The sequence below is a fragment of the uncultured Cetobacterium sp. genome (assembly GCF_945952365.1).
Classification (GTDB): domain Bacteria; phylum Fusobacteriota; class Fusobacteriia; order Fusobacteriales; family Fusobacteriaceae; genus Cetobacterium_A.
The window spans coordinates 37,431-52,068 of record NZ_CAMFHX010000001.1; the positions used below are offsets into that span (position 1 = coordinate 37,431).

The 14,638-nt window shown below is 29.9% G+C and carries 15 protein-coding genes and 1 other RNA gene; all 16 read right to left on the reverse strand.

All coding sequences use genetic code 11. From position 1 onward, the window contains the following. Nucleotides 1–110: 110 nt before the first annotated feature. Nucleotides 111–401, reverse strand: a complete 291-nt coding sequence (rpmA, locus tag Q0O83_RS00185) for a 50S ribosomal protein L27 (RefSeq protein ID WP_023049937.1) — start codon at nucleotides 399–401, stop codon at nucleotides 111–113. Continuing rightward, nucleotides 402–737 (reverse strand): ribosomal-processing cysteine protease Prp, encoded by a 336-nt coding sequence (locus Q0O83_RS00190; RefSeq protein ID WP_294092891.1) that lies wholly within the window; start codon nucleotides 735–737, stop codon nucleotides 402–404. 7 nt (nucleotides 738–744) lie between these two features. Further along, complete coding sequence (gene rplU / locus Q0O83_RS00195; protein WP_047381508.1) at nucleotides 745–1,056, reverse strand: 50S ribosomal protein L21; 312 nt, start codon at nucleotides 1,054–1,056, stop codon at nucleotides 745–747. A 108-nt stretch (nucleotides 1,057–1,164) separates the two neighbouring features. Then, nucleotides 1,165–1,929, reverse strand: coding sequence for a hypothetical protein (locus tag Q0O83_RS00200; protein ID WP_294092893.1), 765 nt, complete (start codon nucleotides 1,927–1,929; stop codon nucleotides 1,165–1,167). 79 nt (nucleotides 1,930–2,008) lie between these two features. Then, nucleotides 2,009–2,346, reverse strand: an RNA gene (gene rnpB, locus Q0O83_RS00205) — RNase P RNA component class A. Beyond that, nucleotides 2,343–2,906, reverse strand: a complete 564-nt coding sequence (locus Q0O83_RS00210) for a hypothetical protein (protein WP_294092895.1) — start codon at nucleotides 2,904–2,906, stop codon at nucleotides 2,343–2,345. The genes rnpB and Q0O83_RS00210 overlap by 4 nt, the downstream gene beginning before the upstream one ends. 13 nt (nucleotides 2,907–2,919) lie before the next feature. Next, on the reverse strand, nucleotides 2,920–3,708 hold the full coding sequence (locus tag Q0O83_RS00215) for a Nif3-like dinuclear metal center hexameric protein (RefSeq protein WP_294092897.1): 789 nt from the start codon (nucleotides 3,706–3,708) through the stop codon (nucleotides 2,920–2,922). Further along, nucleotides 3,705–4,541, reverse strand: coding sequence for a sigma-70 family RNA polymerase sigma factor (locus Q0O83_RS00220; protein WP_294092899.1), 837 nt, complete (start codon nucleotides 4,539–4,541; stop codon nucleotides 3,705–3,707). Before Q0O83_RS00220 ends, Q0O83_RS00215 begins: the two co-directional genes overlap by 4 nt. A 56-nt stretch (nucleotides 4,542–4,597) precedes the next feature. Continuing rightward, nucleotides 4,598–5,833: an RNA polymerase sigma factor RpoD gene (gene rpoD, locus Q0O83_RS00225; protein WP_294092901.1), complete on the reverse strand. Its 1,236-nt coding sequence runs from the start codon at nucleotides 5,831–5,833 to the stop codon at nucleotides 4,598–4,600. 43 nt (nucleotides 5,834–5,876) lie between these two features. Continuing rightward, complete coding sequence (dnaG, locus tag Q0O83_RS00230; RefSeq protein ID WP_294092903.1) at nucleotides 5,877–7,658, reverse strand: DNA primase; 1,782 nt, start codon at nucleotides 7,656–7,658, stop codon at nucleotides 5,877–5,879. Nucleotides 7,659–7,815: 157 nt separating this feature from the next. Beyond that, on the reverse strand, nucleotides 7,816–9,564 hold the full coding sequence (locus tag Q0O83_RS00235) for a peptidylprolyl isomerase (RefSeq protein WP_294092907.1): 1,749 nt from the start codon (nucleotides 9,562–9,564) through the stop codon (nucleotides 7,816–7,818). 31 nt (nucleotides 9,565–9,595) lie between these two features. Then, nucleotides 9,596–10,981, reverse strand: coding sequence for a sigma-54 dependent transcriptional regulator (locus Q0O83_RS00240; RefSeq protein WP_294092911.1), 1,386 nt, complete (start codon nucleotides 10,979–10,981; stop codon nucleotides 9,596–9,598). 159 nt (nucleotides 10,982–11,140) lie between these two features. Then, nucleotides 11,141–11,749, reverse strand: coding sequence for a TetR/AcrR family transcriptional regulator (locus Q0O83_RS00245; RefSeq protein WP_294092913.1), 609 nt, complete (start codon nucleotides 11,747–11,749; stop codon nucleotides 11,141–11,143). 21 nt (nucleotides 11,750–11,770) lie between these two features. Next, nucleotides 11,771–12,799: a M50 family metallopeptidase gene (locus Q0O83_RS00250; protein ID WP_294092915.1), complete on the reverse strand. Its 1,029-nt coding sequence runs from the start codon at nucleotides 12,797–12,799 to the stop codon at nucleotides 11,771–11,773. A gap of 11 nt (nucleotides 12,800–12,810) precedes the next feature. Then, a complete protein-coding gene (locus tag Q0O83_RS00255) occupies nucleotides 12,811–13,497 on the reverse strand; it encodes a deoxynucleoside kinase (RefSeq protein ID WP_294092917.1) in 687 nt (228 codons plus the stop codon). Continuing rightward, nucleotides 13,484–14,638 carry a 1-deoxy-D-xylulose-5-phosphate reductoisomerase gene (gene dxr, locus Q0O83_RS00260; protein WP_294092918.1) on the reverse strand — a complete coding sequence of 385 codons (1,155 nt, stop codon included), beginning with the start codon at nucleotides 14,636–14,638 and terminating at the stop codon, nucleotides 13,484–13,486. The genes Q0O83_RS00255 and dxr overlap by 14 nt, the downstream gene beginning before the upstream one ends.

Sequence of the window (14,638 nt, forward strand, 5' to 3'; positions counted from 1 at the left end):
TTTAAAAGACCCGTTTTTTTATTTCTAAATTTTTTTATACTATTTTCTCTTTTAAAATATTTGGATATGAAAAAAAGAAGAGATTTTTAAATCTCTTCTTTAAAAGAATCTTAGTTAGCTTTTTCAGCGTAAACTGAAACTTGCTTCTTGTCTCTTCCTAATCTCTCGAACTTTACGTATCCATCGATTAATGCGAATAGAGTATGATCTTTTCCACATCCCATGTTGTTTCCAGCGTGGAATTTGTTTCCTCTTTGTCTAACGATGATGTTTCCAGCTTTTACAACTTCTCCATCATACTTTTTAACTCCAAGGTAATTTGGATTAGAATCTCTTCCGTTCTTAACAGAACCTTGTCCTTTTTTCTTCGCAAATAATTGTATATTTAATGTAAATAGCATCTAAATTTCCTCCTTCTCTACAAGCTTTATGTGTTTAGGATAACCCTTAGATAGTTCTTTCAACATTAATACCATTGTATCTAATAATACATGAACTTCTTTTTCCTTATGAGAAAATTCCATTCCTCTCATATCAACGTCTAAGTACCCATCAGAGTCAATTTCAAATTTTGGAGTAATATCCAAAACCTCTTGCAATCCTCCTAAAGGAAACTGCATTGCCATCGAAATTGCTGCACAAACAATATCATGTCCATACTCTGCATATTCTGCATGACCATTGGCTCTGTATCTAACTACTTTGCCACTTTTTTTAAATACTTCAATCTTTGTCATAAATTAATTATGCATTGATTGCTGTAACTTTGATCTCAGTGAAAAGTTGTCTATGACCTTTCTTTCTGTGATATCCAGTTTTTGGCTTGTATTTGAAGTTAACAACTTTTGCTCCTTTACCTTGAGCTACAACCTCTGCTACTACTTTAGCACCTTCAACAACAGGAGTTCCAACTTTAACCTCTCCATTGTTTGATACTAAAAGAACATCCGTTAATTCTACAGTTGTGTTAACTTCAGCATTTAGTTTTTCAACTCTTAATACTTCACCTACTGCAACTTTGTACTGTTTTCCTCCAGTTTTTATAACTGCGTACATTCTAACACCTCCAAAAGTATAAAGATCGCTAGATTCGGTTGCTGACGACCTTATCCAAGCTTAATCTACTGTATATATTATCATTTTTTTTATTGTTTGTCAACTAATTTATTTATGCCATTCTTGTGAAGTTGGCGATCCATTTCTAAAAATAGTAACTTTTTCTAATTCACCTTTTTGTGTGAAATATCTCCATTCTCCATTTGCTAATCCGTTTGCTAGTCTTCCTTTTTCTCTAACTTGACCGTTATCCCAGTAAGCTATCCATTCTCCATTTCCACCTTTAAAATCTTCTTGATAAATCATATTACCCTTAGTATCATACCAACTCATTGGACCTGAAACTCTTCCACCTGAATATGTTATCTTTGAACGAATTTTTCCATTGTTTCTATAGTATGTTTCTTGAACTCCATTTCTAACTCCATCTACATACGGTTCTCTCATTCCAACTCTACCTGCTTCTGAATACCAGATTTTATATCCATTTAGTTTTCCATCTTTGTACTCTTCAAGATAGTGTTTATGTACACCTACAACCGCTGCAAATGATCCTGTAAATGGTGTTGTCGAAGAACCATTATATGCCAATTTATTTCTTACTTGTTTTTTTGCTATATTCACTTGATCTATTCCATTTAACTTTACTTCTGTCACAGCATTTTCAGCTATGGCTACATTTTGCCCTGTATGTATTATATCTGTTTGAGGTATAAATTGCCCTTCTGACATTGTAGATATCGTTACATCATGAGCTTCTCTCGAAACTGTTGGCAACAAAATACGTTCCTCTTCACTTTGCTTTTTTTCTAAAGGAGTACAACCGATTAATGTTAATAATATTACACCTACTACAAGTTTCATTTTTTTCATATTATACTTCTCCTAATAAGATTTTTTATAAAAAATAAAGCCAAGGAATTTGTTAAAATTTCTTGACTCTTTTCTTTTTTTTAATAGGCATTAAATAAGCCGGGTTTTGTATTAATTAATCATTTATCTAGAGCTATAATTGCTTATAGCTTCAAGCAACTTACCCTGAGAGAGGACGAGCAGCCCCTGTTTCTCTCCTATTTAGTCTTGCTCCAAAGGGGGTTTACCTAGCTTCTTTAGTCTCCTAAAGAACTGGTGGTCTCTTACACCACCGTTTCACCCTTACTACACGAAGTAGCGGTCCATTTTCTGTGGCACTTTCCTTAAAGTTTCCTTTAGTAGCCGTTAGCTACCCTTTTGCTCTATGGAGCCCGGACTTTCCTCTTGCTAATGCAAGCGATTAACTCTAATACCTATTGTTTATTAAATTTGTATTTTCTCTTTTTTCTTTTTACCTGTATTATTCTAATAGATAATACTAAAATTGTCAACACAATTCCTAAAAATACCTTACTACCTAGTGAAAACTGTTCTAAATCTTTACTATCCTCTTCATTTTCAGATGCGTTTACAAACACATCTTGTAATCCCTCTATTAGAGTTGTTGCAACAGTAGCTTCATCTTTTTCTGTTACAGTCTCCTCTACATTCGTTAAAAGTAGTGATAAATCTGAAGATATTTCATCAGGATTTAAATCCTGAGATATTTTTAATTGAACTTTTAAAACACCATTTTCATTCTCTTTATTTTTTATTAAATTTACAATCACTGTTTTTTCTTGTTCTTCAGCTTCAAATCCTTCGTTATCTTCTAATGTATTTAAATACAATTTTTTTCCAGTTTCTTTTTGAAAAGTCTGAACTAAATTTGATAAATTAGTTTTACTCTCTTCTGAAAAAACATTTCTATAATCATTTATTTTCCCAAGGACCAAAGTCGAAAGAAATAATGCACCTAATGTTACTTTTTTTAGCATCCCTATGTTCTCCTTACATTTTTTCAAAAATTGGGCCATCGTTAAAGATTGTTATCTCTATTTCAAACTCTTTCGTTAATACGTCTTCTAATAAATTTGAAAAAACCCATTCACTTTCAAAATGTCCAATATCAATTAGACTAAAGTTTTCCTCTTTTGCATCCATAGCTTCATGATATTTTACATCTCCTGTAATTAGAACTCCAGCACCCAATTTTTTAGCTTTTCTCCAGTACGATGCTCCAGAACCACTTACTAAAGCTATTTTTTTAATACCTTTTATCTCGTTTGCTTTCACTACAGTTATACTATCTAACCCTAGCTTTTCTTTCAATATTTCTGACAATTTTTCAATTGACAAAACTTCATTCAGCTTATAGATTCTACCTATTCCATATTCTATTCCATTTTTTTCCGAAGAGTCTAAAATTTTTCCATCCTTCAATCCTAAAATAGTTTCTCCTAAAAAATCATTTAATCCTGATTTTGAAGAATCTAAATTAGTGTGCATTGAATAAACCGAAATTTTATTTTCTATTAATCTTATAATTTTTTTTCCTGTTAAAGTATCACCAGTAATATTTTTTAAAGGTTTAAATATCATTGGATGATGAGTTATAATTAAGTTAGCTCCTATTTCTATAGCCTTATCAATTACCTTTTCTGTTATATCTAAAGATAGCAGTACTCTTTCCACCTCTGAATCTCTTTTTCCTACTAACAATCCGACATTATCCCACTCTTCTGCTAAATATTTCGGAAATTTCTCTTCTAAAAAATTTATAAGTTTACTTAGTTTCATATCTTTAAGGTTCTTCCTCCTCCTAAAGATATCTTAGTTAAAGCCCCCTCAAATAGTTGCTCTCCCTCTCCTCTTTTTAAATCTAAAGCATTTTCAATTTCAAATAATGACTCTCTTTTATCTCCAACTAATCCATAGTATCTTTTTAATATCTCTTCCTCTGTATGAGATATTTTCTTTGGTACAGATGTGTAATCTAATTCTTGAAGTTCATTTATTTTTTCCTCTATAATCTCAGATCTTTCCTCTGCTGGAATAGCTTCAACCTCTTCATCCTCTTCTAATGCAGCTACTATCTCATGCTCAAGAACTTCCTCTTTTCTCTTTAAGAAATATCCTTTATACATATGCTTTTCTGTTTCTACTTTTTCATCTATAAATAGTAACATCTCTCTTCTAATCCATAATTTAAGATACTCTAATAAATCTCCATTTGATGGTCTATATTCATCTAAAGCTTTAATTATTCCAATACTTCCCTCTTGCATTAAATCTAAGTAATCTATTCCAGCTACTAAATAGTCAAATGCTATATTTGCAACCTCTCTTAAATTTCCCTCTGTTAAAGTATGAATACTTTCCTCTTCATCTAAAGTTTCTAATAATTTTTCAATCTCTTCTTTTTGTAAATGTTGAATGTAAGATATCTCTTCTAAATACTCTCCTACAATTCCTTCTACAACATAGTTGTTATCTTCAACTTTCTCTTCTTTTCTAACATCTATATTATCAATTTCTAATTTTAATCCAGGATTATCTTTTAAAAACTTTATAAAATCTTTCTCTTCAATACAATTAGTTAATATCTCTTTTTCAAATACTCTTACTTTCATTTTTTCCCCTTTATCTTAATTAATATAAAATGGGGGCATAACTCTCCCCCATATTTTTATACTTTAAAATCTTCTAATTTTTTTCTTCTACTTGGATGTCTTAATTTTCTAAGTGCTTTTACTTCGATTTGTCTGATTCTCTCTCTTGTTACTTTAAAGATTTTTCCAACCTCTTCTAAAGTTTTTGGAGCACCATCATTTAATCCATATCTGAAGATTAAAACTTGCTCTTCTCTGCTACTTAAAGTTTTTAAAACGTCATTTAACTGTTCTCTAAGTAGAGTTCTATTTGTTAATTCATATGGATTTTGCATTTTGTTATCCTCTACGAAATCTCCTAATTCACTATCCTCTTCACTTCCTACTGGAGTTTCTAATGATATAGGATCTTGGTTCATCTCTTGGATACTCTTAATTTTGTCAACTTCCATACCTAATCTGTCTCCTAAAACTTCTGGAGTAGCATCTTTTCCTGTTTCTTGAAGGTATATTCTAGCTTCTTTCTTTATTTTATTTATAGTTTCAATCATATGAACTGGTATACGGATTGTTCTTCCTTGATCAGCTATAGCTCTTGTTATAGCTTGTCTAATCCACCAAGTTGCATAAGTTGAGAATTTATATCCTTTACTGTATTCAAACTTCTCAACAGCTTTCATCAGTCCGATATTTCCTTCTTGTATTAAATCAAGAAGCTTTAATCCTCTATTAGTATGCTTTTTAGCAATACTTACAACTAGTCTTAAGTTTGCCTCTATCAGTTGTTGTTGAGAGAATTCATCCCCCTCTAAAGCTGCTTTTGCATATCCTAACTCTTCTTCATGTGTTAATAATGGAATCTGCCCTATCTCTCTTAAATACATCTTTATAGGTTCATCAACTTCCATCTCACCAGTGATACTAAACAAATCATCATTTACTAAATCGTCTTCACTAACTTCCTCTATCTCATCTGGATTAAATCCAAAATCTTCAGAGTAATCTTTTACCTTATCGTCATCCTCATCATCATCCTCAAGTTCAACAACAGGTCTCTTTATTATTGGAGTTATAATTTTTTTTGTATCTTTTTTATCTTCTTCTTTTCTTTTAGGACTTTCTTGCTTTTTTGCAGGTGTACCAGAAACAATTTTAATTCCTTGTTCTGTCATACCATTTATTAAAAACTCTATTCTTTCGGGCGGGAAATCTGCACTTAATTCACTATTAATCTCTTCATAGCTTATTACTTTATTTTCCATCGCCTTTCTTAATAAAGCTAAAACCTTTTCATTTTTTATAAACTCCTTCATTAGTTGAAGCCTCCTCTATTGAATAAAATTATCTTTCAAAATTTTAGGCATTGATACTTTTAAACTCTACATACAATGCTCGAAGGTCATTGAACTCTATTTGCTGTTTCAATTTATCTTCTATTTTTTTTAACTGAATATGCTTTAAAAGGTTAACTCTCTCTTTTAAAGACTCTTTTAGTTCTAGTATAAACCATGACATAAAAATAATTTGGAATCCTTTTTCTACATCTAATTTACTTGAAAAATCATCTATAGAAAGCAAGGAAATATTTACCAACTCCTTTTCTTCTTCTTGGGTTAGATTTCCTGTTAAAATTATATCTTTAATTATATTAGTACTTTTTTGATTATTTTCTAATAAAAACTCAATATATTGGAAAATTTTATTTCCTAAACTGCTATTAATTTTTTTATTTCTAAAATCATTAAAATACTCATTTTCAGAAAGAATTAATGCTAGAGTTAATTTTTCTAGATTACATAGACCTTTTTCGTCTAAATCTTTAGTTTCCTCTTTTTTTTTGTAAGTATTTTTTATTCTCTTTTTATTACTTGTTACTAAAATTGATTTCAATATATCTATATCGATATTTAATGATTTTGCTAATTTATCCATATATAAACTTTTTTCAAGATCGTTTTCTAAGCATTGAAAAAATTCTTTAAATCTATTTATAAAATTCTGTTTAGACATATGATCATCTAAACTATATTCAGAAGAATATCTGCTATATAAGTAATCGAAAGCTTCTAATGACTCTTTAACAACTTTTAAAAATGCTTCCTTTCCAAATTTCTTTAAATAGTCATCTGGATCTTTTGCATCTTTATAAACTAAAACTCTTATATTAAAGCCTTCTGATTTTAAAATCATTATTGCTCTTTCTGTTGCTTTTTGACCCGCTTCATCCATATCAAAAGATAAAATTACATTACTTGTATATTTTTTTAATAGTTGCCCTTGCTCCTCTGTTAAAGCAGTTCCTAATGGTGCTAATGCTACATCAAAACCATATGAATGTGCTGATAAAACATCCATATATCCTTCCATTAAAATAGAATAACTTTTCTTTTTTATATTACTACCTTTTTGAATGAATCCATATAGATTTCGTCCTTTGCTAAATATTGGTGTTTCTTGAGAATTGATATACTTAGGGATCTCTTTACTGTCCTCTAAGGATCTTCCACCAAAGGCTATTACCTTTCCCGCGACTGAATATATCGGAAATATTATTCTATTTCTAAAAGAGTCATATATTCCCTTTTCACTCTCTTTAGCAAGACCTAAATCAAATATTTTCTGTTTTAAAAATCCTTTTGTTATAAGATAATCATAAAGCCCTGTCCATAAATTTGGTGCATAACCTATCCCGTTATCTTTTATTAACTTTGGATTTATCTTTCTTTTTGATAGATACTCTAATGCGTCTCTAGCCGTATTCTTAAATATCTCCTCTTTGTAGTAATTATGAGCTGCTTCCATAATATCATAGTACTCTTTATTTTCATTAACTTTACTATTTCCTACTTTTTTTATTGGGATATTATATTTCTTTGCTAATTCCTCTATTGCTTCAACAAAAGATATTTTTTTATACTCTGAGTAAAATTTTATAGGATTACCACCTGCGCCACAAACAAAGCACTTACAAATATTTTTGCTTGGACTTACTACAAATGATGGATTGTTATCTTGATGAAATGGGCACAGACCTTTATAGTTAGCCCCTGTTTTTTTTAAGTCTACAACCTCTCCTACAACATCTTCAATATGTAATTGTTGTAACAATAAATCAATATCTTCTGATTTGTATTTCATTAATATTCTCCCAATCTTTTAAGGTTTTATGAGTAAATAATATTTAAGAGCAAACCGCTCTATCCTAAATTATATTATATTTCTAGTAAATATGCAATTTTTTTTTAATAAAAAAGAAAGAAAAAGAAGGATTTTAAAAATCCTTCTTTAAACTTTTCTAATTTTCTGTAACTTTTGTGCTTAACTCTATCTCTTTTAATGCTTCTTGAGCTTTTGCATTTATATAATCTGATTTAACTTGCTCTTCATATTCTGAGAACTCAGCTTTTTTCTCATCTATCTGAGAATCTTTTCTATAGATTATATAATCTTTTTGATCCTTTATAAATCCAACTTTATTTAGTTCAGATCCATAAACTGATTTTGCTAACTCTTCATTATATCCTAATCCAGGAATATATCCCTCTTCTGTAATTCCATCTATTTTTTCAGAGAACACAACTGCTGCTTCATTTTTTAAATCTGCAAAAGTTATTGTTTTATTAGTTAAATCTGCTACAATTTGAGAAACTTGCTCTAATTTAGATGCCAATGTCTCTTCAGAAGGTTCTGGAATTATTAAAATATGGCTTGCTGTAACTGTATCATCCGCTTCATTCTTCTCTTGAACAAAGATTAAATGATATCCAAATTGAGTCTTAACAACTTCAGGATAAATCTCTCCTGCTTTTCCTGTAAAAGCTGCATCTTCAAACGGCTTTACCATATCTCCCTTTTTAAACGTTCCTAACGATCCCCCAGCTGGTCCACTTGGTCCATCTGAATTTTCTTTAGCCATTTTAGCAAAGTTTTCAGGTGTTAATTTTTTCAACAACTCCTCTGCCTTTACTTTTGCGACTTGATCGTCCCCTTCTGTTGCTTCTACTTTTAAAATAGCTATATCTGCTGTAGCACTTTTTTGTATGTCATAGTTTAGTCTGTTTTCTTCAAAAAACTCTTTTAAATCATCTTCTGTATATTTTACATCTGACTTTAATTGAGTATAAAGTTCTTTTACTGAATTTGCAACTTGTAAATCTAAAGGTAATCCAGCTTCTGGTTTTATCCCTTTAGCCTCTGCTGATTTTAAAAGTTTTATTTCAGATTCGATAGAAGTTTTAGCTAACTCTTTAGCTTCATCTACCTCTCCTTTTGTCATAGCTAAGCTATTTAAAACTCTTTTTGCATACTCTACATTAGTTACTTTAATTCCATCAAATTCAAACTCTTCTTTTTCTATATAGTTATCAAATGATCTATCTAAATCCTCTAATTTCATATCTGCTCTTGCTTTCGTCATCTCTTTTGCATAGATTTCAGCAGCTTTTTGTGCTTTTAAACCTTGCTCAATCTGAGCTTGAACATTTTCTAAAGGTTGACCTTGGAACATTGTATATTTGTAATCTGCATAATTATCGGCAATCTCTTCTGTAGTTACCTTAACCTCTGCTCCAATCATTTCAGAAACTTTTTGTAAAATTAAGTTTTCTTTTATCTCTTTTTCTAAAGTCTTTGTTGTATAACCTTGACTTAAAAGAGCATTTTTGAATTGATCCTTATCTGGGAAAGCTGCTTTTATTCCATTCATCTGTTCATTTATTTCTGAACTAGAAACCTTTACTTTTAGTTTATCTCCCATATCTAATAAAAGATTTCTATTTATTACTTCATTAAAAGCTATAACATTCATTGTTTCAGAATCTATTGTTGGTCCTAAATATCTCTTATAGTTTTCAGACATTATAGCCATAGATCTCTGAGCTTCCATCATTGTAACTTTTTTACCATTTAGTTTAAAAGCTAATTGTGAATTTGGTGAACCATTTCTAAATGATGTTGCAAATCCAGCTATCAATGTGATGAAAAACAGTATTGTTACTACCCAGATAACTGGTTTCATATTTTTTCTAAACTTTCTAATTGCCATTTTTTAACCCCTCCGAAAATTTTGTAAAATATTATTTTGTATCTAATCCGTACTTTCTTATTTTCTCATAAAGAGTTGTTCTTCCAATTCCTAAAAGTTTAGAAGTCTCTTGCTTGTTCCATCTTGTCTTTTGTAAAGCCATAGCTATTACAACTTTCTCAACTTCGTCTAAAGCGTAGATCTCTTGCTCTAATATATTTTTTAAAGGTCCTACTCCAATTACAGTTTTATTTTCTACTGTATCAGATTTCATTTTAATCTCTAAAGGTAAATCTTCTACATCGATACTTCTATCGTTACATAAAATTACCATTCTTTCGATCATATTCTTTAATTCTCTAATGTTTCCAGGGTATGAATATTCCATTAAATATTTCATAGCGTCTCCTGAAATTACAGGAATCTCTCTTCTTAAATCTTTTACTATTTTATTTAAGAAGTAGTTTGCTAACATAGGAATGTCATCTTTTCTATCTCTTAAAGGTGGAACTTCAATTGGGAAAGCAGTTAATCTATGGTATAAATCTTTTCTGAATTTACCTTTTTCAGTTTCCTCTTTTAAATCTCTATTTGTTGAAACGATAAATCTTACATCAACTCTTCTAGATTTATTTCCTCCAACTCTTCTGAATTCACCGTATTCGATAACTCTTAAAACTTTAGCTTGAGCTTTTAAATCCATAGCTGAAATCTCGTCTAAGAATACAGTTCCTCCATCAGCTTCCTCTAAAATTCCTTTTTTGCTGCTTGTTGCTCCTAAGAAAGCTCCTCTTTCATATCCGAATAACTCTCTTTCAATTAAATCTTCTGGTAATGAAGCACAAGATATTGTGATATAATTTTCTTTTCTTCTATCACTTCTCTTAAATATCTCTTTAGCGATTAGCTCTTTTCCAACTCCATTTTCTCCAGTGATTAAAACTGTTAAATCACTTTCTGCAACTTTTTCAATTAGGTTTTTAACCTCTTTAACTCTTGTAGATTGTCCGATGATTTCATTCTCATCTTCGCTATCTGAAAGTTTCTCTTCTAGCTTTCTTTTTTCTTTTACTATCTCTAAGTTTCTTAGAGCTGGTATCATTATTCTGTTCATCTCTTTAACATCTACTGGCTTTAATAAGTAGTTGTAAATATCCGCTTCTTTCATCTCTTGAATTAAAGCTTCATTTTCTTCATCTAATAATCCTATTACTACGAAGTCCTTACCTATTCCATTTAATTTTCTTTTTGCTTCTGAGAAGTTGAACCAAGTTAGGTATTCATCTAATAATACCACATCAAAGTCACTCTCTCTTAACATATCTAACGCATCTAACAGGTTATTAAATGTAATTATTTCATAAACTTCTGACAAAGATTTTCTTACTTGCTTTAACGTTTCTTTTCTTTCTGAAACTACTAATATCGATTTTTTCATTTTTCCTCCTATTTTCTATTTTCGTTAACAATGTATTATAATTGATATTTTGTTATTTTTCAAGACTTTTTTGAAATTTTCTGTTCTAGATTATTTCAAAGAGTTTCACTCTAAACATTAGTTCTATTTTTTCAGCTTTTTTCCTTCTTTTTATATAATCTATTTTACTATTGATTTTAAGAACATATCATAATACATCTCTATCTCTTTATCTATATCAAGAGTTGCATATTTTTCTACCATTTTTTTATAACTTTCTTCATTTGTAACTTCAATTCCAGTCTGTGTTATTAAATATAACAGTAAAGCTGTTAAAGATGAACTTAACATCGTTCTTATTTTTTCAATCTGATTTTTATACTCATCTTTTATATAATCTTTATTTTTTATTAAAAATTCACTAAAAATTATATCTCTTTTCATATATTCATCATAAGTTAAATTTATCTCACCATTTTCATAAATTTTAGCAAATAAAAACAGATTGTATCTATCATCTCTTAAGCTTAATCTTCTTCTTATTATCATTTTTAATTTTTCTTCAAATGGAATATCTAAATCTCCAACTTCTTTTAAAAACTCTCTTCTACTTATAACTGAGTTGTCCATTATCTCTTGTAGTAACTCTTCTTTACTTTTAAAATAATAGTAAAATCCACCTTTAGCCATCTCTAATACATTTGCTATATCCTCTATTTTTGTATTTCTTATTCCATTTGCAGCAAATAAAATCGTTGCTGTTCTTTTTATACGATCTCTTTTAGTCACAATATCACGTCCTTATTTCAATTATAATTTAAAAATATTAAATATATCGTTAGCAGTCGCAAATATTATAAGTCCAAATAGTAGTAACATTCCAGCAGTATGAACTCTTTCTTCTAGTTTTTTATCAACTTTTATTCCTACTAACTCTAAAATTACAAATATTATTCTTCCACCATCTAAAGCAGGGAAAGGTAATAAATTAAATATTCCAACATTTACAGATAAAATTGCTAAAAGCCATACTAAAATTCCTGAGCTTTGACTTCTACTAGCATCTCCTACAACTTTAACTATTCCAACAGGACCACTTATATCTTTGGCTTTAACTTTACCAGTTAAAAGCATCTTAACTCCACCTAAAGTATCTTCAAATACACCTACAAATATTTTCGAAGCTTGCTTTACTCCTTCAACCAGTCCAAATCTTTCAAAAGTATACTCTGGAACTATTCCCATTATTGGGGCTCTATCTTCACTTACTTTTGTTAAAGGAACTTGTAATGTTAAATCCTGACCTGCTCTTTCAACTATCACATCTAAAATCTCTTTTTTTTCAGAATCTTTTGCAATAGTTTCACCAATATCAGACCAATTAACTATTTTTACTCCATCTATCTCTTTTATTACATCCTTCTCTTTCAAAACAGTTGAAGCTTTAACATCTTTTATTATACTTCCAACAACTGGGTTTGTATTTTGAACTCCTTTTCCAGACATGAAAGTAGCTCCTAATATTACTGTAAATGCCAGTAGGAAATTCATAAATACTCCTGCAAATAAAACCGTAAATCTTGCAATCGGAGATTTACTATTAAATCCATTTTCAACTTTACTATCCACTTCCATTCCATCAATATTAACAAAACCACCAATCGGTATTATTCTTATTGAATATAACGTTCTTCCAGTGTAATAAGAGTATAACTCTGGTCCCATTCCGATTGAAAACTCTGAAACAGGCATTCTAAAAAATCTAGCTGCTAAAAAATGTCCTAACTCATGTATAAATATTATAACTCCTAGTAGCAATAGCGCTATTATTATATCCATTTTTCCTCCTGTTATAAAGTTTTCATTACAAGACTATATATCTCATCTGAAATCTCTTCAATTGTTTTTAATCTTCCATCTTCAACACATTTTATCTCAGACCAAGAATATTTTTTTGAAACTTCACACGCATTAGCATGAGATTTTTTTAGATACTCCTCATCTTTTTCATGAATATCTTTTTTTGCTTCACCAGTAATTTTATTTTTTCTTTCTGCCATTAATTTTTGAGCCATATCCGTTGGCATATTTAAAAATATAACTAAATCTGGTTTTGGAATCTCCATTTTGTTGTATTCTAAATCCTCTAACCAATCTAAGTATGACTCTTTATCTTTTACATTTTCTATTTTAGAAGCTTGATGAACCATATTTGATGTTGTATATCTATCTGTTACAATTACTCCACCCTCATTATAAAAAATACCCCAATCCTTTTTAAATGAAGCATATCTATCAATAGCGTACATCGTTGAAACTGGATATGGATTTACTGCTGTTGCATCTGTTCCAAACTCTCCTGCTAAATACATCTTCACTGGTTCACAAGCTGGACTTTCATAATTTGGAAATGATATCTTTCTAATTTTTTCAACTTTTTCTGATAATCTCTCAAACAATAAAGCTGTTTGAGTTTCCTTTCCACTTGAATCTGTTCCCTCTATAACTATTAATCTTCCTTTTTTAATCTCTTGCATAATTACTATAAACCCACTTTCTTGTTTCTTTATCTACATCTTTTATTACTTCTAACGAATCTATCTCTTTTACTTCATGTTGCTGCATAGCTTTTTCTATTATTTCATAAATCTCTAAGAATTTTATCTTACCTTTTAAAAATAGTTCAACCGCAACTTCATTTGCTGAATTGAAAACACAAGGCATTGTTTTTCCAGTTCTACCCGCTTTAAATGCTAAATCTACACCTTTGAAAACTTCACTATCTACTTCATCAAAAGTTAACTCTTTCAGTTTTCTTAGATTCAATCTTTCTAACTCTGAACTAGCCTCTCTTTTAGGATATGTAAAAGCATATTGAATTGGTAACTTCATATCAGGAACACCTATTTGAGCAATTATAGAGCTATCTTCAAACTCAACCATCGAGTGAATAATACTCTGTGGATGAACCAAAACCTCTATATTGTCATAATCTATATTAAACAGCATATGTGCTTCAATAACTTCTAATCCTTTATTTACTAATGTTGATGAATCTATTGTTATTTTTCTTCCCATAGACCAGTTTGGATGTTTTAAAGCTTGTTCCACAGTAACATCTTTTAATTCCTCTAACTTTTTCCCTCTAAATGTTCCACCACTAGCTGTTATAATTAAAGTTTTAACCTCGTCCTTAGAACTTCCTTGCATACTTTGGAAAAGTGCTGAGTGCTCACTATCAACTGGAATTATCTCAGCTTTAGGATAATCTTTTAAAAGTTTATTTATATATTCTCCCGCTGCAACCATTGTCTCTTTATTTGCAAGAGCTATTCTCTTCTCTTTTTTTATAGCTTCGACTGTAGCTTCAATCCCAACAGCTCCACTTATTGCAGTTAAAACTATATCAGCTTCGTCTAAAGCTCCCATAGTTTTCAATCCTTCATCTCCAAAATAAATAATTTTTTCAGGATATATACTTTCTAACTCTTTTGCTTTATTTTCATCACCTATACAAATATATTTTGGATTAAATTTTTCAATCTGCTCTTTTAACAGTTCAAAATTTGAATATCCAGATATTCCTAAAACATTGAACTCCTCTTTTTTTGCTTCTATAACCTTTAAAGCACTTGTTCCTATGCTTCCCGTAGAACCTAAAATAGTTATATTTTTCAT

Coding starts and splice junctions, on each gene's coding strand:
- Q0O83_RS00200 (WP_294092893.1), bottom strand. CDS start 1,929: ATGAAAAAAATGAAACTTGTAGTAGGTGTAATATTATTAACATTAATC.
- Q0O83_RS00190 (WP_294092891.1), bottom strand. CDS start 737: ATGACAAAGATTGAAGTATTTAAAAAAAGTGGCAAAGTAGTTAGATAC.
- dxr (WP_294092918.1), bottom strand. CDS start 14,638: ATGAAAAATATAACTATTTTAGGTTCTACGGGAAGCATAGGAACAAGT.
- Q0O83_RS00220 (WP_294092899.1), bottom strand. CDS start 4,541: ATGAAAGTAAGAGTATTTGAAAAAGAGATATTAACTAATTGTATTGAA.
- Q0O83_RS00215 (WP_294092897.1), bottom strand. CDS start 3,708: ATGAAACTAAGTAAACTTATAAATTTTTTAGAAGAGAAATTTCCGAAA.
- Q0O83_RS00235 (WP_294092907.1), bottom strand. CDS start 9,564: ATGGCAATTAGAAAGTTTAGAAAAAATATGAAACCAGTTATCTGGGTA.
- rpmA (WP_023049937.1), bottom strand. CDS start 401: ATGCTATTTACATTAAATATACAATTATTTGCGAAGAAAAAAGGACAA.
- Q0O83_RS00210 (WP_294092895.1), bottom strand. CDS start 2,906: ATGCTAAAAAAAGTAACATTAGGTGCATTATTTCTTTCGACTTTGGTC.
- Q0O83_RS00240 (WP_294092911.1), bottom strand. CDS start 10,981: ATGAAAAAATCGATATTAGTAGTTTCAGAAAGAAAAGAAACGTTAAAG.
- Q0O83_RS00250 (WP_294092915.1), bottom strand. CDS start 12,799: ATGGATATAATAATAGCGCTATTGCTACTAGGAGTTATAATATTTATA.
- rpoD (WP_294092901.1), bottom strand. CDS start 5,833: ATGAAGGAGTTTATAAAAAATGAAAAGGTTTTAGCTTTATTAAGAAAG.
- rplU (WP_047381508.1), bottom strand. CDS start 1,056: ATGTACGCAGTTATAAAAACTGGAGGAAAACAGTACAAAGTTGCAGTA.
- dnaG (WP_294092903.1), bottom strand. CDS start 7,658: ATGAAATACAAATCAGAAGATATTGATTTATTGTTACAACAATTACAT.
- Q0O83_RS00255 (WP_294092917.1), bottom strand. CDS start 13,497: ATGCAAGAGATTAAAAAAGGAAGATTAATAGTTATAGAGGGAACAGAT.